Below are 19,938 nucleotides of genomic sequence, written 5' to 3'. Positions count from 1 at the left end.
CTCGTGGGTTGCGCTACCCCGGTGTGAAGGCGAGCTCGCCGAGGCGGGCGATGGCCTGTGGGTACACGCCGACGGCGAGGACGCCGACGGTGACGATGAACATCGCGGCGTTGAGCGCAAGCGGCGTGGGCACCGTGCTGCGCTCTGTTGCCGGGTCGGGCTCGCGGAACCACATCTGACGGCCGACACCGGCGTAATAGAAGAAGGCCACGACCGCGTTCACCGCGGCGATCACGCCGAGGATCACCGCGCCCGTGGTGCCCGAGTCGAACGCGGCACGGAACATCACCAGCTTGGCGAACCAGCCTGCGAAGAACGGGATGCCGGCCAGCGAGAACAGGAAGATCGTCATCATCAGAGCGAGCGCGGGGTCGCTGCGGCCGAGCCCGGCGTAGCTCGAGATCTCGCCCGATCCGGTGCGCCGCGCCACCGCGATCACCGCCGCGAACGCACCGATGTTCATGCCGGCGTAGATCAGGAGATAGATGACGACGCCTTCCCAGGCGGAGTTACTGGTCACGTCGGCCGCGACCGCGAGCGGGACGAGCATGAAGCCGCCCTGCGCGATCGATGAGTACGCGAGCATGCGCACGATGTTGGTCTGGCGTAGTGCGGCGAGGTTCCCGAGCGTCATGGATGCCGCCGCAAGGGCATAGATGATCGGCTGCCACGAATCGTCGGACGAGAAGAAGCCGATCTTGAGGATCGAGATCATCGCCACGAAGCCACCGGCCTTGGACGCGACCGACAGGAACGCCGTGACCGGGGTGGGCGCGCCCTCGTAGGTATCGGGGGCCCAGAAGTGGAACGGCACCGCGCTCACCTTGAACGCGAAGCCGGTCAGCGTGAGGAACACGCCGACGGCGAAGAGCGGTGGCACCGAGTGTGCGTTGATGTATCCGGCGATGTCGACGAGCTTGTTGGCGCCCGTGACGCCGTACACCAGTGACATCCCGTACAACATGATCGCGGTCGAGATCACCCCGATCAGGAAGTACTTGAGCCCCGCCTCGTTGGACTTCGTGTCGTGCTTGCGCCAAGCCGCGAGCGCGAACGTGGGGATCGTGATCGTCTCGAGGGCCACGAAGATGGTGATGAGGTCACGAGCTGACGCCATGACCGTCATCCCGAGCACGGACGTGAGGATCAGCACGTAGAACTCGCCGCGGTAGTAGTCGCCCTCGCCGATGTAGTTGAACGCAAGCAGGATCGTGAGATACGCGACGATCAGGAACAAGCCTTTGAACACGAGGGCGTAGTTGTCGACGACGTATGCGCCACCGAACATGGACCGGTCGGCGCCGTCGACCGCGAGCGTGAACACGGGGATGAGCGCACCGAGCACTCCGATGCTCGCGAGCCGCGGTACGAGATCGGAACGCCGCGCGAACAGGTCGACCAGCAGCACGACGACGATCGTCCCGGTGAGGACGATCTCCGGCGCGAGCGCGTGGTAGTCGATCTGCGGCGCGTTCATGCGGTCAGCCCCCGAAGACCTTCGTGACGCTCCCGACCGCGCCGTCGGTGACGTCGAACAGCAGGTTGGGGTAAATGCCGAGCGCGACGATCAGGAGCAGGAGCGGTGTCCACGCGAGCCACTCGGGCACATGCAGATCGTGGATGTGCGCGCTCTCGAACTCAGACTTGGGTGCGCCGAAGGCAACGCGCTGCAGCATGACGAGCAGGTAGCCGGCCGCGAGCACCGTGCCGATCGCCGCGATCACCATGTACGTGCGATACGTCCACAACGCGCTGCCGTCGCCGACGAGGCCATCGAGCACCTTGGCGGGCGAGTAGGCGGAGAGGACGGCCGGGAACTCACCCCAGAACCCGGCGAGCCCAGGCAGCCCGAGCGACGCCATCGTGCAGAACCCGAGGATCCACCCGAGCTTGGGCGCTTGCGTGAGCAGGCCTCCAAGCCGGCTCATCTCGCGCGTCTCGTAGCGCTCCTGCACCGACCCGGCGATGAAGAAGAGCATGCCGGTGATGAGGCCATGCGCGACCATCCCGAAGACGGCTGCATTGAGGCCGAAGTCGGTGAGCGTGGCGATCCCGAGCATCACGAAGCCCATGTGCGCCACCGACGAGAACGCGATCAGGCGTTTCATGTCTCGTTGCGCGAGGCAGCACAGCGCGCCGTAGATGATGCCGATGACCGCGAGCAGGCCGATGAACGGCGCCCAGTCGGCAGCCGCGTCGGGGAGCATCGGCAGCGCGATGCGGATGAATCCGTACGTGCCGAGCTTCAGCAGGATCGCCGCCAGCAGCACCGAGCCAACGGTTGGCGCTTCGGTATGTGCGTCGGGCAGCCAGGTGTGGAACGGGAACATCGGCACCTTGATCGCGAACCCGAGGAAGAAGCCCCCGAAGATGAGCATCTGCGTCGTGTGATCGATCCCGGCGCCCGCGAAGTTGGAGAGCTCCACCATGTCGAAGGTCTGCTGCTTCGACACGAAGAACAGCGCCAGGAAGCCCACGAGCATCAGGGCCGAGCCGAACAGCGTGAACAAGAAGAACTTGATCGACGCGTACTCGCGGTTGGGGCCACCCCACACGCCGATCATGAAGAACATCGGGAGCAGGACGAGCTCGAAGAAGATGAAGAAGAGGATGAGGTCCTGGGCAACGAACGTGCCGTTCATGCCCACCTCGAGCAACAGGATCAGCGCGAGGAAGCCCTTGATGTTGCGCGGCTCGGGGAAGTGGTCCCAGGAGTAGATGATGCAGGCGATCACGATCAGCATGGACAGGATCAGGAGCGGCAGCGCGATGCCGTCGATGCCCACGTGGTACCGGCTCTTGATGACGTCGATCCACGACTCGTTGGCCTGGAACTGGAGCTTGCCGCCCGCCTCGTAGTTGAAGTCGACCATGATGCCGATGCCGACGGCGCCGGTGACGAGCGCCGTGAGGAGCGCCGTCACCTTCATCGCCTGCTCTTGTGCTCGTGGGATCAGCAGCACGAGCACCATGCCGACGAGGGGGAGGAAGACCGCCAGGGTCAACGCCCAGTCATCGAACCATTCCATGTGAAGGTCTCTCCCCTCAGAGTGTGTTGACGAGGAACACGAAAAGGGCCATGACCCCGACGGAGGCGAACAACAGCAGCGCGTAGCGCTGCACCCGGCCGGACTGCACGGTTTGCACGGCACTGCCGGCGTCGCCGGTGCCGGCGGCGAGCGCGTTGATCGAGCCGTCGACCAGGCGCTGGTCGAGAAGGTCGTAGGTGAATCGACCCGTGCGAGCGGCGCCGCGCCCGACACCGTTGATGATCCCGTCGACCACGTGCTGGTCGAACCAGTAGACCGCGCGACCCACGGCACCGCGTATTCCGTCGACGATCACGTTCTCGTAGAGGTGGTCGAGGTAGTACTTGTTCTCGAGGAACGTGTAACCGCCACGAGCGAGCGCGTTGCGCTGCGTGAGACCGCGGAAAGGCCCGAGCTCCTCCCGGCGGAACCAGAGGAATGCTGCGATCCCGATGCCGATGGCGGCGATCGACACCGACGCGACGGCCAACCCGTAGTCGAACTCCGCGTGCACCAGGTGCGGGAACGCGAAGGTGGGCTCGAACCACTCGGTGAACCGCTCGATGCCGAGCGGGACCGCATTGACGAGGCCGGCGAGCACCGAGAAAGCGGCGAGGATCATCAGGGGAACGGTGATCGCGCGGCTCGACTCGTGCGGGTGACCGTGACCGCGGTACTCACCGAAGAACGTGAGGTAGACGCAGCGGGTCATGTAGGCCGCGGTCAGGAAGGCGCCGATGAGGCCGACGACCAGGAAGATGTCGAACCCGTTCTCCCCCGCGGTCACGAGGATCTCGTCCTTCGACCAGAACCCGGCGAGCGGGAAGATCCCGGCGAGCGCGAGCGAACCGATCATGAAGGTGGCGAACGTGATCGGCATGTGCTTGCGCAGACCGCCCATGTCGGCCTTCATGTCGAACGAGTGGTGGGCCCCGGAGTGACTCACCGATCCCGCGCCGAGGAACAGCAGCGCCTTGAAGAAGGCGTGCGTGAACAGGTGGAAGACGGCCGCGGTCCACGCGCCGACACCCAACGCCATGACCATGTAGCCGAGCTGGCTGATCGTCGAATACGCGAGCACCCGTTTGATGTCGCGCTGAACGAAGGCGAGGACCGCTCCGATGATGATCGTGACGCCGCCGATCAGCGCCATGAAGTTGAGTCCCCCGTCGGCGATCGAGAAGCCCTCGTAAAACACCGGGTACACGCGGGCACCGAGGTACACACCCGCGACCACCATCGTGGCCGCGTGGATGAGCGCAGAGACCGGCGTGGGACCCGCCATCGCGTCGGGCAGCCACGTGTGCAGGGGGAACTGGCCGCTCTTGCCGATGATCCCGATGAACAGGCACAGCGCGCCGGCCATGAGCAGGTCGTGCTCCGCGCCGCTGCTCAACGCGTACTCGTTGATCCCGACAATGCTGAACGTGTTGGCGGCGAAGAACACCACGATGACGCCGATCACCAGACCGATGTCCCCGACCCGGGTGGTGAGGAACGCCTTGATGGCGGCGCGGCTGTTGGCGCGGTCCTCCCACCAGTGCCCGATGAGCATGAACGAGCACAAGCCGACGAGCTCCCACCCGACGAGGAGCTGGAGGAGGTTCTCGGAGACCACGAGCGTGAGCATCGAGGCCGTGAAGAGGGACAGTGCGGCGAAGAACCACGTGTAGCGCTTGTCCTCATGCATGTACGCGGTGGAGTAGATCTGCACGAGCAGCGAGATCAGCGTGACGACGAACATCATCATCACGGTGAGGCCGTCGACTGTCGTTCCGACGCCGAACTCGGTACCGCCGCTCGTCCACCAGGTGACCGTGTTCACGACCGGCTCGACGGCGCCGTGCTCGCTCGCCGCGGCGAAGACGCTCTTGCCGAGCGCGGCGAGACCATGGGACTCGCCGCCGGTCGCTTCCTCGACGCGGTGGATCCACTCCACCAGGGCAACGCACGAGAGCAGGAACGACGCGCCAACCGCGGCGATGCCGATCTCGGCACCGTGCCTGGGCGCGCGCTTGCCGAAGAAGAGGATCGCGGCGAACGCGACCGCGGGAAGCGTGGGGATGAGCCAGGCGGCGTCGAGCATCCGTCAGCCCTTGAGCTGGTCGATCTTGTCGAGGTCGGGGCTCCGGAGGTTGCGGTAGATGAGCAGCACGATCGCCAACCCGACGCCGACCTCGGCCGCCGCGATGGTGATCACGAACAAGGCGAAGATCTGACCCCCGATGTCGGCGTTGAACGCCGAGAACGCGATCAGGTTGATGTTCACTGCGTTGAGCATGAGCTCGACGCTCATGAGCACGAGGACGCCGTTGCGGCGAGCGAGCACGCCGTACACGCCGACGCAGAACAGGAACGCGGAGAGGACGAGGAAGTAGTTGAGCTCCACGGTGCCCCTCAGTCCCGCCGCGCCAGGACGACCGCGCCGACGAGCGCGGCGAGCAACAGCATCGAGACGACCTCGAACGGGACGAGGAAGTCTCGGAAGAGGGAATCGCTCACCGCGGCGGTTCGACCCCGCTGGACGAGCGCGTCGTTGAACACGATCTCCTTGCCGCCGAACGCGTCGACGAGGAGCGCGACCAGGACGCCGAGCACGAACAGCGCGACGACCCCGGCCGCCCACCGTTGGTCGTTGTCGAGCTGGCCCTCCTCGGCTCCCATCGGCGCGCGGGTGAGCATGATGCCGAACAGGAACAGGATCACGACCGCGCCGATGTAGATCAGCACTTGCACCCAGGCCACGAACTCGGCCACGAGCAGGATGTACATCGCGGCGGCGCCAGCGAGCACGACGACGAGGAACAGCGCGGCGTGGACGACGTTTCGCGACCGCACAACGCCGAGCGACGCGGCAGCCATCGCCAACGCGATGACCCAGAAGGCGATGTCCCGCTCCCACATCTCTATGCGCTAGCTCTCTGCGCCTCGGAATACCCGAGGCGCGGGCGTTCGCTCGCTGGCGAGCTCCCTCCGCTTCGCTCCAGTCGCCGCATCATTTCTTGCCACTTTCAGCGCCGGCTTCCAGGGGCTCCGGCTCGGGGACGGACTCCATCCACTCGCCGAGCTTGGCCTTGTCGTGCAGCAGGTTCGAGATCGAGAACTCGGAGTACTCGTACTCGGGGCTCCAGAAGAGCGCGTCGAATGGGCACACCTCGACGCAGATGCCGCAGTACATGCAGAGCGCGTAGTCGATGTCGAAGCGGTCGAGCACGCTGACCGAGCGCGGGCGCCCGCCTTCGCGACGCGGCGGGCGTTGCTCCTTGTGGCCCTCGATGTAGATGCACCAGTCGGGGCAGGAACGACCGCACAGCATGCAGACCGTGCAGTTCTCCTCCTTGAGTGCGATCACGCCGCGGGCTCGGGGCGCAGGTGCTTCCTTCTCGTGCGGGTACTGCACCGTGACCGCGGGCTTGAGCATGGTCTTGAGCGTGACGCCCAATCCCTTGAGCAGGCCAGGAGGCTTGGGAAACGCCATCAGAAGGCCACCTTGAGTGCGCCAGTAAGGAGGATGTTGGCGAGGCCGATCGGGATGAGGAACTTCCACGCGAGCGCCTGGAGCTGGTCCTCGCGAAGGCGCGGATATGTGAAGCGAACCCAGAACATGAGGAAGGCCACGATCATGAGCTTGGCGAAGAGCACGCCCGGCCCGAGGATGTTGGCCCAGTCGCCGTGCACACCCGGGATCGACCAACCACCGAGGAACAGCGTCGCCGCGAGGGCCGCGAACCCGAACGCGGTCCCGAACTCGCCGATGAAGAAGAAGAGGAAGCGGAAGCCCGTGTACTCGACCATGTACCCCGAGACCAGCTCGCTCTCGGCCACGGGCATGTCGAAGGGTGTCTGCGTGAGCTCGGCTTGCGACGCAACGAGGAATAAGCCGAAGCCGATGAACTGCGTGAAGATGTATGGATTGCCCAGGGCTCCGAACCCGAACATCTCGCCGTTCTGCTGCGCACCGACGATCTCCTGCAGGTTCATCGTGCCGGCCTGCACGACCACTCCCACCACCGCGAGCAGCAGCGGTAGCTCGTACGCGATGAGCTGCGCGGCGGCGCGCAGCGCACCGAGCAACGCGAACTTGTTGGCGCTCGCCCAGCCTGCCATCAGTACACCGATGACCGACAGGCTCGACACTGCCAGTGCGTAGAACACGCCGACGTCGAGCGGCTTCACCACGAGGTCGGGACCCATCGGGATCACCGCGAACACGAGGAAAGTGGACAGCACGATGACCGCGGGCGCGGCGGCGAATACACGCCGGTCGGCCTGCGCAGGCATCACGTCTTCCTTCTGGAGGAACTTGAGGCCGTCACCGATGAGCTGGTACCAGCCGTGGAATCCGCCGGGGTCCATCGGCCCGAGCCGACTCTGCATGTGGCTCATCACCTTGAGCAGGAAGACGTAGCCAAGGATGAGCGCGCCGGCCGGAATGATGGCCAGCACCACGATCGTCTTGATCGCGAGCGTGGTGCCCCAACCGATGTCGAGCGCGATCGGCGACAACAAGGAGATCACCTTCTCGGGTCGCCTTCGCTACGCCGTGCCGGGCCGCCAACACGGGTCGCTCCGCTGCGTCGTCTCGCTCGTCCGAGCACGACTCCGCTGCGCTCCTCGCCCGCGGCTCCGCTGCGGCTCATCGGTCGATGTCCCCGAGGATGAAGTAGAGGCTGGCGAGGATCGTGATCACGTCGGGCACGAACACGCCCTGGAGCAGCCACGGCAGGATCGAGACGTTGCTGAACGACGCGGAGCGGATCTTCACGCGGAACGGGCCGGTCGCGCCCTTCGAGATCACGTAGTACGCCATCTGCCCGAGCGGGTTCTCCGTCTCGACCCAGACCTCGCCCTCCGGCACCTTGATGATGCGCGGGACCTTCGCCATGATCGGGCCGGCTGGCATGCCCTCGAGGCACTGGAGCACGATGCGCGCCGCTTCGCGCGTCTCCTGGAGTCGGACCCAGTAGCGCGCGTACGAGTCGCCGTCGGTGTGCGTCCAGACCTTGAAGTCGAGCTCGGGGTACGCGAGGTACGGACGGCCGTCGCGCCGCAAGTCCCAGTCGACGCCCGACGCGCGCAGGTTGGCCCCCGACACGCCGTAGTTCGTGCCGATATCGCCGGGGATGATGCCGATGCCGCGCGTGCGCGCCTCGAAGATCTCGTTGCCGAGCACGAGGTCTTCGAACTGGTCGCACGCGTCGAGAACGATCTTCATCGTGGAGCGCGTCTCGGCGATCCACCCCCACGGGAGGTCGTCCTTGAGGCCGCCGATGCGGTTGAAGTTGGGGTGGAAGCGCCCGCCGGTCGCCGCCTCGATGAGGTTGAGCACGTGCTCGCGATCGCGGAAGCCGTAGAACGCGGGCGTGAGCGCGCCGACCTGGAGGCCCATCTCGCCGAGGAACAGCAGGAAGGTGGCGATGCGCGACAGCTCGGTGAGCGTGGTGCGGATCCAATACGCACGCGGCGGCGCCTCGATGCCCATGAGCTTCTCGGCCGCGTCCATGAACGGGACCTCGTTGGCGAAGCTCGAGAGCCAGTCGATGCGGTTGATGAGCGTGGTGACCTGTGGGTACGTGCGGAACTCGGTGAGCTTCTCGTAGCCGCGGTGCATGTATCCGATCACCGGGTCGGCGGCGAGCACGCGCTCGCCGTCCAGACGCACGACGAGGCGCAGCGTGCCGTGCGTGGCCGGGTGCTGCGGGCCGAGGTTGAGGATCATGTCGCCGGTGTCCAGCTCGACGTTCACTTGCGCTTCGGCGAGGTGGCGCATGGCCGCGGGATCGATCTGGAGATCGGTCACGCTTCACCCGTCTCCAACGGCTCGCTCGATTCGGCCGGGGTTACCCCGGCCGACCCTTCGGGACTCTCGCTCCCCGCCGGCTCACCGGGCATCGGCTCGACATCTACGAGGCCGGGCCACGGCTTCACGAACCGCGCCAGCAACGAGTAGTCCTTGCGCAGCGGGTGTCCCTCGAACTCGAACGGTAGGTAGAGGTGGCGCAGGCTGGGGTGGCCGTCGAAGGTGAAGCCGTACATCTCCCAGCACTCGCGCTCGTGCCAGTCGGCGCCTGCGTACACCGGCACCCACGACTCGACCCGCGGGTCGGCGTCGTCGACGTCGGTCTTGAAGGTGACGCCCCAATGCTTGGTGGTGGACTGCACGTGCGCGAACACCTGGAAGCGACCCGCGGACCCGGCGGCACCGAACGTCATCTCGGTGGGTTGCACCGGCGCCGACGAGTCACCGCCGGCCTCGTCCCCTTCGCGCGGCGCGGGCTGCCAGTCGATGCCCGAGATGAAGGACAGGTAGTCGCACGCGAGGTGCTCTTTGGCAACTTCGGCCGCGCGCTTCCACTGAGCGTTGGCCACTCGGACCACGAGCCCGCCGTGCGCGTCGGCGGTCTCGACGATCGCGTTCCCGTTGAACCCCGCGCCTTTCAGAAGCGCCAGCAGCGCATCGTGCTGCTCCATTGGCTCGCTCTCTCCGGCCGGGGGACCGCCTTGCTGGCCGCTCGCGGGGTTGGGCTCCGGCGCGGGCGCGTCCTCGGGTGCGTCGTCGGGCGAAGTGTCGTCAGCCAACGCTCGCTCCGGTGGACTCCGACTGCGCGGCACCCATCAGGGCACCGCCGCCGATCGCTTCGCCGTTCGGCTGCCCCCGCCAGCGCATCGCGAGCTCGTCGTTGCCGAGACCCTCGTTCTGGATCCGCTCCTGGAGCAGCACAATGCCTTGCAGCAACGCCTCGGGGCGCGGTGGGCAGCCGGGCACGTACACGTCGACCGGGATGATCTGGTCGACACCCTTCGTGACCGAGTACGAGTCCCAGTACGGACCGCCGCAGTTCGCGCACGCGCCCATCGAGATGACGTACTTCGGGTCGGGCATCTGCTCGTAGAGGCGCTTGATGGCCGGCGCCATCTTGTCGGTGACGGTTCCGGAGATCACGACGAGGTCGGCCTGGCGCGGGCTGGCTGGGAACGGGATGACGCCGAGCCGCATCATGTCGTAGCGCGGGCTGGCGAGCGCGGCCCCCATCTCGATCGCGCAGCACGCGAGACCCCACTGGAACATCCAGAGCGAGTACTTACGGCTGTAGTTGAGGAGCCAGGTGAGCGGCTTCGGCAGCTTGCCCTTCTCCATTAAGCCCACCGCAGCACTTCTCCTCCATCGGGTCGTGCTGCTGGTTCGCTGTGTGCCGCGCGTCGTTCGGTCACGCCCACCGCAGCACTCCCTTGCGCCAGGCGTACACGAGGCCGAGCGCGAGCAGCACGATGAACACCGTCATTTCGACGAGGCCGAACCAGTCGAGCCCTTCGAGGCCGACCGCCCACGGGAAGATGAACACCGCTTCCACGTCGAAGATCAAGAAGAGCAACGCGTAGATGTAGTAGCGGGCATTCGACTGCCCCCATCCGGCGACGGGGTCGGACCCCGCTTCGTAGGTGACGTACTTCTCCGGCTGCGGACGCACCGGACGCAACAGACGACCGGCGCCGAGCATCGCGCCGACCATGAGCAGCGCCGCGCCAATCAGCACGGCCACCGCGAGATAGTCCCGATAGAACTCTGTGACCAAGGTCTCCGCCCTCTGCGAACGCTCCGGGGCCTTGCCCGCGGCAGCCTATATGTGGCCCTCCGCGCTTCCTCAACTCCAGTCGACGCGCTCGCTCTCTGCGGGTCGGGATACCCGCCCCGCGGGCGATCGCTCGCTGGCGAGCGCCTCCGTTGTGCTCCGGCGCCGCATTGGTCCCGGCACGCGCGACCATCGGAGGGTGACCAGCATCCTCCGCCCGGGACGGGCGCGCAGCGAGCCGGTCACCGCGTTCGTGCTCTCGGGCGGAGCCAACCAGGGTGTCGGCCAGGTCGGGATGCTGCGCGCCCTCGTGGAGCGCGGCATCCTGCCGGACGTGATCGTCGGGACGTCGGCCGGCGCACTGAACGGCGCGGCCCTCGCCACCTCGCCCACGATGGAGAAGGTCGACCACCTCGACAAGGTGTGGTGCAGCCTCGACGGCGACACGGTCTTCCCGGGCGGCGCCCTGCGCAGGGCCTGGAACATCCTGCGCCGCGACGATCACCTGATCCCGAGCCGCGGCCTCGAAGGCGTGATCGAGCGCGCGGAGGTCGCACCGACCTTCTCCGACCTCCAGATCCCGATGCGCGTGGTGACCACCGATCTCGACACCGGCGACGAGATCGTCATCGTCAGCGGGTCGCTCCCGCCTGCGCTGCTCGCGAGCGCCGCGCTCCCAGGGATCTTTCCGCCCGTGAAGCTCAACGGGCACACGCTCGTCGACGGCGCGGTGGTGAACCTCGTCCCGATCTCCCACGCCCTCGCCGGACCGATCGACCGCATCTTCCTGCTCGACGTGTCGGACCCGGTCGGGAACCGATCGATCCGCTCGCCGCTCGACGTGCTGGTGCGCGCGTTCGCCATCTCGCGTGACCTGCGCCTCGAACTGGAGCTGCAGTGGTTCCCGAAGGAGGTCGAGCTCATCGTGCTCCCACCGCCGGTCGACGACCGCGAGTTCTTCGACTTCTCCGGCGGCCGCGAGGTCATCGACAGCGCGTACGAGGCCGCGTCGACCACCCTCGACGATCTCGAACGCCGTCCGGGTTTGCAACGACTCCGAAGGTTCTGGCGCAGACGCGCGAGCTGAGTCCCTTGACCAACCGTTCGGTTTGGCGTCGATAGCTGTCGCTCTTCGACAGTGAGCGACGCCAAAACGAGGGCTTTAGAGGAGGAAAGTCGCGTCTTTGGCGAACGTGAGCCACGCGCCGGGGAGGATGCCGGCGAACAGGACTGCTGCGGTGGTGACCGCGAGCACGGTGCCGGTCCAGGCGTCGACGGGACGGTCTTCCTCTGACGCGGCTTCTGCGGGCTCGTCGCCGTCGGGCTTGTTGAAAAGCGTCACGGCAATGCGCAGGTAGAAGAACGCGGCAATGACCGCGGCCAGGACGCCGATGACCGCGAGGCCGTACTCGCCGGCGTCCACCGCGGACGCGAACACCTGGAGCTTGACCACGAAGCCACCCGTGAGCGGCACACCCGCTTGCGCGAGCACGAAAAACGCGAGCAGTCCGCCGACGACAGGACGGCGCAACGCGAGGCCGCGGTAGTCGTCGAGCGAGTGATGGTCGTCACCCTTGCGGGTGGCCACCGTGATCACCGCGAACGCACCGACGGTCATGAAGGCGTACACGAAGAGATAGATCAGCGCGGCCTGACGACCGCGCGGGTTGTCGGCCTGGAGCCCGATGAGGATGTAGCCCGCGTGCGCGATCGACGAGTAGGCGAGGATGCGCTTCACGTCGGTCTGCACCACCGCGGCGACGCTCCCCACGATCAATGACAGCGCGGCGAGCACCCAGATCGCGGGGCGCCAGTCGGTGCGGTACAGCGGGAACGCGACGCCGAGCACCCGCAGGAGCGCGGCGAAGCCGGCCGCCTTTGTGGCCGACGCCATGAACGCGGTGACGGGTGTGGGCGCGCCCTGGTACACGTCGGGCGTCCACATGTGGAACGGCACAGCCGCCACCTTGAATCCCACGCCCACGAGCAACATCGCGAGGCCCGCGAGCAGCGTGCCTTGCTCGAAGAGCGTGTTTTTCGCGAGGAAGTCGGCGATGCCGGTGAGCGACGTTGTGCCCGTGGCGCCGTAGGTCAGCGCGACGCCGTAGAGGAACACTGCGGACGAGAACGCCCCGAGCACGAAGTACTTGATGCCCGACTCCTGCGACGACAGCCGCCGCCGGTCGAACGCGGCAAGCACGTAGAGCGGGATCGAGAGCAGCTCGAGCGCGAGGAACACCACGATGAGGTCGTTCGCCGTGGTCATCGTGAGCATGCCCGCGGCCGAGAGCAGCATCAGCGCGTAGTACTCGGGCGCTTCCAGACCCTCCCGGTCGAGGTACGACGCGGCGAGGAACAACGCCATGGCCGCGGCCGCGATCACCACCACGCCGAGGAAGACACCGAACGTGTCGACGCGTACGGCCCCGGCGATCGTGGTGATGGCGCCGTGGTCACGCACGTCGTTCCACTGGAAGCCGAGGATGACGCCCGCGGCGACCACGCCGACAATCGACACGCCGAGCGAGATCTGGTTGACGGGGCCGCGCTTGCGCAGGATCGCCTTGGCCAGGATCACGACGAGCGCGGCGGCCGCGAGCGCCAGCACCGGCGCGATGGCGAGATAGTCGATGTCGGGCCCGAGGATCTTCCCCTCGATGAGCGCGATCACTTGTGCGTCTCTCTCGTGCCATCACTGGATGTGATTTCGAAGGAAGACTCGGGTGCCTTGTAGTCGCTTCCGCGTTCGACCTGCTGGATGACTTCCTTGACGTCGGGTTCGATGATGTCCAGCACCGGCTTGGGGTAGATGCCGAGGAACAGCGACAGACCGAGCAGCGGCACGACGCACGCCAGCTCGCGGAAGCTGACGTCCTTCATCCCGGCGTTCTCGCCCGTCGGGCGGCCCATGAACGTGCGCTGGAACACCCACAGCAGGTACACCGCGGCCAGCACCACTCCGATCGCGGCCACGATCGCGTACGGCTTCTCGAGGACGAACGTGCCGATGAGCGTGAGGAACTCGCCGATGAACCCGGAGAATCCGGGCAAGCCGATCGACGCGAACGCGGCCGCGCAGAAGAGCCCACCCAGCACCGGCATGACCTTCCACAACCCGCGGTAGGCGTCCACCTCATAGGTGTGGCGGCGGTCGTACAGCATGCCGAGCAGGAGGAACAGCGCGCTCGTGGTGAGACCGTGACTGATCATCGTGAACACGCCACCGTCGAGCCCCTGGGTGGTCAATGCGAAGACGCCGAGCACCGCGAAGCCCATGTGCGCGACCGACGAGTACGCCACGATGCGCTTCACGTTGGGCTGCATCGCCGCGACGATCGCCCCGTAGATGATCCCGATCGTCGCCAGCACGAGGAGCACCGGCGCCAGGTCCACCGAAGCCTGGGGGAAGAGCGGCAACGAGAAGCGCAAGAAACCGTACACACCCATCTTCAGCAACAGGCCGGCCAGGATGACCGAGCCCGCAGTCGGCGCCTCGGTGTGCGCGTCGGGCAGCCATGTGTGCAACGGGAACAGCGGCACCTTGACCGCGAACGCGGCGAAGAAGGCGAAGAACAACGCCTTGGCCGCGCCCGGATCGAGCCCGTCGGGCGCCCACGCCGTGAGTGTGCCGAGATCGAATGTGAGGATGCCGGTGTCGTCGCGGTGCAAGAACGCGAGCACGAGCAGGCCGACCAGCAGGAACGCCGATCCGGCCATCGTGAAGATGAAGAACTTCAGCGCGGCGTAGTTCCGCCGTCCGTGGCCCCAGCCGAGGATGAGGAAGTACATCGGCACGAGCACGAACTCGAAGAACACGAAGAACGCGATGAGGTCGAGCGCGAGGAACACGCCCATGAGCGCGGCCTCGAGGGCCAGCATCCATACGAAGAACGATTTGGCCCGCTCCGTGATCGATGCTGACGCGAACAGCGCGATCGGGAACAGCAGCGCGTTCAGCACGATCATGAAGAGGCTGATGCCGTCGACGCCGACCTTGTACTGGACGCCGAGGTCGCCGAGCCATTGTTCCCGCTCGACGAACTGGTAGCCCCCGCCGCCCTCGTAGTGGAAGAGCAGCCATCCGGCGAGTGCGAGCGTCGCGAACGAGAAGATGAACCCGGCCAGCCGGACGTACTCCGGGCGGCGCACCGGCATCGCGATGACGACGAGCGCGCCGATGATCGGCGTGACGATCAGCGCACTGAGGATCGGAAAGTCGGTTGGCACGTCAGCGACCCGCGTAGAGGAGGAAGAAGAGGAGCAGGCCGGCGGCGCCGATCACGATCCACAGCGCATAGCTGCGCACCAGCCCGCTCTGGACCCGACGTAACCCGAGTGCGGCGCGCTGCACGAGCGTGCCGACGCCGTTGACCACGCCGTCGACGCCGCGCGCGTCGGCCGTCGCGCTGAGCCACGTGGCCGCCCGGCGCATCGGACCATCGACCAGGCGGCTGACACCGGCGTCGAAGTAGTACGCGTGACCGAACACGCGCCCGAGTGGGCCGAGGCGCTCGACGGCAGGGTCGCGATCGGTCGCGGCGAGGCCGTGGCGGTAGAGCGCGACCGCGAGCCCGATGCCGACCAGGCCGACAACGACCGACACGCCGGCGAGGGCCAAGCCGTCGACGAACGACGGTGTATGGGTCTCGTGCACGTCGGCGAACGACGGGTGCAGCCACTCGGTCAGGAACTCGAGTCCCTTCAGCGGGATGTTGATGAGCCCGCCGACGACCGCGAGCCCCGCGAGCGCGAGGACCGGCATCGCCATCGCGGGCGGCGCCTCGTTCACCTCCATGGTGTCGCTCGCTGCGGCCGGGGATACCCCGGCCACGGCCCCTCGCTCCGCATCGTGGCGGACGTGCGACACGACCCGCGGTGGCTCACCGAAGGCAACGGTGGGCTCCGCTGGGTCCCAAACCATGGCCTCGCTCTCTGCGGGCGGGGATACCCCGCCCGCGGGCGTTCGCTCGGCGTTGTCGTCACTACCTCCCGACACGGTTGGGAGCCATCTTTCGTTGCCGAAGAACACGAGGAAGACGAGGCGCGTCATGTAGAAGCCAGTGAGCAGCGCAGCCGCCACGCCGAAGATCCAGACGCCGTACTCGTCGGCGAAGAACGCCTTGGACAGGATCTCGTCCTTCGACCAGAAGCCGGAGAACGGCGGCACGCCCGCGATGGCGAGCCACGCGATGACCATCGCCAGCGAGGTGAGCGGCAGGTACTTGCGGAAGCCGCCCATCACGCGCATGTCCTGGTTGTCGCCGTTGCCGTGGATCACGGAGCCGGCACCGAGGAAGAGCGTGGCTTTGAAGAAGGCGTGCGTGACCACGTGGAAGATGGCGGCGGCGTACGCGCCCACGCCGAGCGCAAGGAACATGAAGCCGATCTGGCTGATCGTGGAGTACGCGAGCACCCGCTTGATATCGGGTTGCACGAGCGCGACCGTCGCCGCGAGCAACGCCGTCCCGGCGCCCACCCACGCGACGACTGTCATCGCGTCGCCGCTCGCCTCGAAGTACGGATGAGCGCGCGCCACAAGGAACACGCCCGCGGTGACCATGGTCGCGGCGTGGATGAGCGCGGAGACCGGTGTGGGGCCCTCCATCGCGTCGGGCAGCCAGAAATGCAGCGGGAACTGCGCGCTCTTGCCCACTGCTCCGAGCAGGAGGAGCAGCGCAACCGCGGTGGCGGTGCCGTTGGCCAGACCTTCCGCCGCGCCGAGCGCCGAGTAGTCGAGGCTGCCGACCTTCAGGAAGATCAGGAGCATCGCGATCATGAAGCCGACGTCGCCGATGCGCGTGGTGATGAACGCCTTCTTGCCTGCGAGTGCCGCGCCGCGCCGCTCGAACCAGAAGGAGATGAGCAGGTACGAGCACAGGCCCACGCCTTCCCAACCGAGGAAGGTGACGAGGAAGCTCGAGCCGAGCACGAGAATCAGCATCGAGGCGCAGAACAGGTTCATGTACGCGAAGAAGCGCGAGAACCGCTCGTCGCCATGCATGTAGCACACCGCGAACACGTGGATGAGCGTGCCCACGCCGGTGACGAAGAGGATGAACGTGACGGAGAGCGGGTCCACCAGGAAGCCCATGTCGACGTGCAGGCCCCCCGACGGAAGCCATTCGAAGATGGTGGTCACATGGCCCCGCTCGTGCGCGGGCAGGTCGTGCAGCGCGAAGAAAGTGACCACCGACCACAGGAACGCCAGCCCCATCATCCCGGAGCCCACCCAGCCGGCCTTGGGCTCGCCGATGCGGCGACCGAATAGCAAGAGCACCGCCGCTCCGAGCAGTGGGAACAGCGGTACGAGCCAAACGAGATCGAGCAGATCGCGCGCCATCAGCCCTGCAGGACGTCGAGGTCGTCAGCTGTGGCGCCGCGGCGGCGCCGGAAGATCGCAACAATGATCGCGAGCCCCACTGCCACTTCCGCGGCGGCAACCACCAGCGTGAAGAACACGAGCACCTGGCCCGCGATGTCGTCGAGCATCTCGGCGAAGGTGACGAACGTGAGGTTCACCGCGTTCAGCATCAGCTCGACGCACATGAACATCACGAGCACGTTGCGCCGCACGAGCAGCCCGACCGCGCCGATCGTGAACATCAGCGCGGCGACGATCAGGTAGTAGCTGCCGGTGATCTCCAGACCGAGGATCACCTTTCCCGCTCCTGGCCCTGCGGGCCGGGCCGCTCCACTTCACCTGGGCGGCCGCCTCGCTGCGGACGCCGCAGGGTACCTACGGCGCGGTCGCTCGGCTCAGAGGCCGTCTCCTGATCGGGACGCTCGCCACTCCGACGGGCCAGGACGATCGCGCCGACCACGGCGACGACCAGCAGCGCGGCCGTGATCTGGAACGGCCACAGGAAGTCGGTGAACAGCACACGCGCGACCCGCTCGATGTTGTTGCCGAGATCCTTGCCCTGAAGATCAGGACCACTGATCGGTACGCCGTGCCCGGTGCTCGCGCCGGTCGCCCACTCGTGACCGGCGAGGAACACGACCTCGGCCAGCACCAGTGCTCCGAGCGCGATCGCGGCCGGACGTTGGAGGCGGACGGGATCGCTCAACGTCTCTTCGCGGTCGACCCCGAGGAGCATGATCACGAAGAGGAAGAGCACGACGATCGCGCCCGCATAGACGATCACCTGCACCGCCGCGACGAGCTCTGCGTCCTGGAGCAGGAAGAACACGGCAACGCTCAGGAGCGTGACCACCAGCCAGAGCGCGGAGTGCACCGGGTTGCGCGACAGGATCACGCCCAACGCGCCGCCCAGCGCGGCCGCGGCGAACACGAAGAAGAGGACGGCGGTCACGCGCCCCCTCCACTGGTCGACTCCGCTCCGCCCTCCCGGCCATCCGGCCAGGGCTCCGCTGCGTCTCCTCCACTGGTCGACTCCGCTCCGCCCTCCCGGCCATCCGGCCAGGGCTCCGCTGCGTCTCCTTGGCCCTTCTCGGGCTCGCGCACACCGAAGCCGAGCTCACCTGACCAGTTCACGCGGCCCTCGTAGTCCGCGGCACCTGACGACGACGTCGCCCGCATCCAGGCGCTGGTGTGGTCGTCCTCGCCACCGAGCCACAGCTCCCACGGCTGGCGGCGCGCCCGACCCTCGTCGTCGACGAGCAGCTCGCTGCGCGTGTAGATGGCATCTTCACGGTTCGTGAAGGAGAACTCGAGGAGCTTGCTCTCGGTGATCGCCTCCGTCGGACACGCCTCCACGCACAGATCGCAGTGGATGCAGCGCAAGTAGTTGATCTCGTACACGAATCCGTAGCGCTCACCCGGCGACACGGGAGCGTCGGGCGGGTTGTCGGCGCCGCGCACGTAAATGCAGCGCGCCGGACACACACCCGCGCAGAGCTCGCAGCCGATGCACTTCTCCATCCCGTCTTCGTAGCGATTGAGGACGTGACGGCCGTGGAAGCGCTCGGGCTTGGCGCGTTTGTGCTTCGGGTAGTCACCGGTGAGCTTCGGCTTGAACACCTGCGTGATCGTCACGAGGAACCCACCGAAACGCCCCATCAGCGGATCTCCTCATTCTTGGTCGTGCTCGCTGCGGGCCGGGATACCCGGCCCGCGGCCGCTCGCCACTCCCGCGAGCTCGCTCTCTGCGTTCGCTCGCCGCCCCTCACCTGATCTCCTCTATTTCTTCGCGCTTGGGGATGCAGAGATAGAGGACGCCGAGGATGATCGCCGCGCCGACCAGAGCGCCGAGGGCTACCGGGGCGATGTCCCAGAAGTTGTCACCCGGGTCACGGGCGACCTCGAGCACCGCGAGGATCATCGCCCAGACGAAGCCCACCTCGATGAGTACCTTCCAGCCGAAGTTCATGAGCTGGTCGTAGCGAAGGCGCGGGAGCGACGCCCGCACCCACACCGTTGCGTACAGCAACACGAGCAGCTTCACCATGAACCACGCGACGGGCATCACCCACGTGTTGAGCCAGCTGTCGCCGGCGACGCCGAGTCCCGTCAAGCTCGGGCCCGACGGTCCTCCGAGGAACAGCGTGACTGCGATGGCGCACATCGTGATGAGGTTCATGAACTCGGCGAGGAAGAAGATGGCGAAGCGGATGCCCGTGTACTCGGTGTGGAACCCGCCGACGAGCTCTTGCTCGGCTTCCACGAGATCGAACGGTGGATGGTTGGTCTCGGCCATCGCCGCGATGAGGAAGATGACAAACGGCACGATCGCCACTTGCGCCCAGTACCAGCTGTTGGCAATCGACCCGATGCCGTCCCACGCTTGCCCGTCCACGATCTCCCGGGTCGAGAGCGTGCCCGACTGGATGAGCACCGCAACGATGGCCAGTCCCATCGCAGCTTCGTAGGAGAGCAGCTGCGCCGACGCGCGCACGGCACCGAGCAGCGGGTACTTCGAGCCCGACGACCAACCGGCGAGCATCACTCCGTAGAGCCCGATGCCCGACATCGCGAGCAGGAACAGCACACCGACCGGCGGGTCGGCGAGCTGGAGCAACGTGCGATGACCGGCGATCGACACGACGCCACCGATCGGCACGATCGAGAACGCGAGGAAGGCCGGCAGGATCGACAAGTACGGCGCGAGCCGGAACACGCGCTTATCGGCGGTCGCGGGCTCCGACTGCTCCTTGAAGAAGAGCTTGATGCCATCGGCGAGCGTCTGGAGGATCCCGAACGGACCTGCGCGCTGCGGCCCGATCCGGTTCTGCATGTCGGCGATCACCTTGCGCATGAACCAGATGTAGAACATGACCGCAACGAGCAGCAGCGCGAACACCACGGTCGTCTTCACGAGCACGATCAGCACGACCGTGAAGTCGATGTCGCCCACGAGGAGCGGGTCGATGCCGAACAT

18 protein-coding genes and 1 pseudogene are annotated in these 19,938 nt (G+C 66.7%); 1 reads left to right on the top strand and 18 read right to left on the bottom strand.

Annotated features, from left to right (window positions below; all coding sequences use genetic code 11):
* Positions 1–13 precede the first annotated feature (13 nt).
* The 11 genes and pseudogenes from WEE69_02645 to WEE69_02595 form a co-directional block, all read right to left on the bottom strand.
* Complete coding sequence (locus tag WEE69_02645) at positions 14–1,477, bottom strand: NADH-quinone oxidoreductase subunit N (GenBank protein ID MEX1144186.1); 1,464 nt, start codon at positions 1,475–1,477, stop codon at positions 14–16.
* Positions 1,478–1,481: 4 nt separating this feature from the next.
* The gene (locus tag WEE69_02640) at positions 1,482–3,029 is read right to left on the bottom strand and encodes an NADH-quinone oxidoreductase subunit M (protein MEX1144185.1); all 1,548 of its coding nucleotides are present in this window, start codon (positions 3,027–3,029) and stop codon (positions 1,482–1,484) included.
* Between the two features lie 16 nt (positions 3,030–3,045).
* Positions 3,046–5,115, bottom strand: coding sequence for an NADH-quinone oxidoreductase subunit L (gene nuoL / locus WEE69_02635; protein ID MEX1144184.1), 2,070 nt, complete (start codon positions 5,113–5,115; stop codon positions 3,046–3,048).
* A gap of 3 nt (positions 5,116–5,118) precedes the next feature.
* On the bottom strand, positions 5,119–5,418 hold the full coding sequence (gene nuoK / locus WEE69_02630) for an NADH-quinone oxidoreductase subunit NuoK (GenBank protein MEX1144183.1): 300 nt from the start codon (positions 5,416–5,418) through the stop codon (positions 5,119–5,121).
* Between the two features lie 8 nt (positions 5,419–5,426).
* Positions 5,427–5,933, bottom strand: a complete 507-nt coding sequence (locus tag WEE69_02625) for an NADH-quinone oxidoreductase subunit J (GenBank protein ID MEX1144182.1) — start codon at positions 5,931–5,933, stop codon at positions 5,427–5,429.
* Between the two features lie 94 nt (positions 5,934–6,027).
* Positions 6,028–6,507: pseudogene (locus WEE69_02620) on the bottom strand (NADH-quinone oxidoreductase subunit I).
* Positions 6,507–7,538 (bottom strand): NADH-quinone oxidoreductase subunit NuoH, encoded by a 1,032-nt coding sequence (gene nuoH / locus WEE69_02615; GenBank protein ID MEX1144181.1) that lies wholly within the window; start codon positions 7,536–7,538, stop codon positions 6,507–6,509. The pseudogene WEE69_02620 and the gene nuoH overlap by 1 nt, the downstream one beginning before the upstream one ends.
* A 127-nt stretch (positions 7,539–7,665) precedes the next feature.
* Positions 7,666–8,799, bottom strand: coding sequence for an NADH-quinone oxidoreductase subunit D 1 (locus WEE69_02610; protein ID MEX1144180.1), 1,134 nt, complete (start codon positions 8,797–8,799; stop codon positions 7,666–7,668).
* Between the two features lie 26 nt (positions 8,800–8,825).
* Positions 8,826–9,608, bottom strand: coding sequence for an NADH-quinone oxidoreductase subunit C (locus WEE69_02605; protein MEX1144179.1), 783 nt, complete (start codon positions 9,606–9,608; stop codon positions 8,826–8,828).
* Entirely contained in the window at positions 9,601–10,167 is a 567-nt protein-coding gene (locus WEE69_02600; protein ID MEX1144178.1) for an NADH-quinone oxidoreductase subunit B family protein, read from the bottom strand. The genes WEE69_02605 and WEE69_02600 overlap by 8 nt, the downstream gene beginning before the upstream one ends.
* A gap of 70 nt (positions 10,168–10,237) precedes the next feature.
* Positions 10,238–10,603, bottom strand: coding sequence for an NADH-quinone oxidoreductase subunit A (locus WEE69_02595; protein MEX1144177.1), 366 nt, complete (start codon positions 10,601–10,603; stop codon positions 10,238–10,240).
* Positions 10,604–10,799: 196 nt separating this feature from the next.
* Here WEE69_02595 and WEE69_02590 point away from each other — a divergent pair, with 196 nt between their 5' ends.
* Positions 10,800–11,687, top strand: a complete 888-nt coding sequence (locus WEE69_02590; protein ID MEX1144176.1) for a patatin-like phospholipase family protein — start codon at positions 10,800–10,802, stop codon at positions 11,685–11,687.
* Between the two features lie 75 nt (positions 11,688–11,762).
* Here the strand turns inward: WEE69_02590 and WEE69_02585 are convergent, their stop codons facing one another.
* The 7 genes from WEE69_02585 to WEE69_02555 all read right to left on the bottom strand — a co-directional run bounded on the left by WEE69_02585 (position 11,763) and on the right by WEE69_02555 (position 19,938).
* On the bottom strand, positions 11,763–13,271 hold the full coding sequence (locus WEE69_02585) for an NADH-quinone oxidoreductase subunit N (protein MEX1144175.1): 1,509 nt from the start codon (positions 13,269–13,271) through the stop codon (positions 11,763–11,765).
* A complete protein-coding gene (locus WEE69_02580; GenBank protein ID MEX1144174.1) occupies positions 13,268–14,827 on the bottom strand; it encodes an NADH-quinone oxidoreductase subunit M in 1,560 nt (519 codons plus the stop codon). Before WEE69_02580 ends, WEE69_02585 begins: the two co-directional genes overlap by 4 nt.
* 1 nt (position 14,828) lies before the next feature.
* Positions 14,829–16,940, bottom strand: coding sequence for an NADH-quinone oxidoreductase subunit L (nuoL, locus tag WEE69_02575; protein ID MEX1144173.1), 2,112 nt, complete (start codon positions 16,938–16,940; stop codon positions 14,829–14,831).
* The gene (gene nuoK / locus WEE69_02570) at positions 16,940–17,239 is read right to left on the bottom strand and encodes an NADH-quinone oxidoreductase subunit NuoK (GenBank protein MEX1144172.1); all 300 of its coding nucleotides are present in this window, start codon (positions 17,237–17,239) and stop codon (positions 16,940–16,942) included. Before nuoK (WEE69_02570) ends, nuoL (WEE69_02575) begins: the two co-directional genes overlap by 1 nt.
* A gap of 14 nt (positions 17,240–17,253) precedes the next feature.
* Positions 17,254–17,913 (bottom strand): NADH-quinone oxidoreductase subunit J, encoded by a 660-nt coding sequence (locus tag WEE69_02565; GenBank protein MEX1144171.1) that lies wholly within the window; start codon positions 17,911–17,913, stop codon positions 17,254–17,256.
* A complete protein-coding gene (gene nuoI / locus WEE69_02560) occupies positions 17,910–18,620 on the bottom strand; it encodes an NADH-quinone oxidoreductase subunit NuoI (GenBank protein ID MEX1144170.1) in 711 nt (236 codons plus the stop codon). The genes WEE69_02565 and nuoI overlap by 4 nt, the downstream gene beginning before the upstream one ends.
* Before the next feature lie 106 nt (positions 18,621–18,726).
* Complete coding sequence (locus tag WEE69_02555) at positions 18,727–19,938, bottom strand: complex I subunit 1 family protein (GenBank protein MEX1144169.1); 1,212 nt, start codon at positions 19,936–19,938, stop codon at positions 18,727–18,729.

The organism is Acidimicrobiia bacterium (assembly GCA_040881685.1).
GTDB lineage: Bacteria > Actinomycetota > Acidimicrobiia > IMCC26256 > PALSA-555 > SHVJ01.
This window is presented reverse-complemented; position numbering and strand designations above follow the sequence as displayed.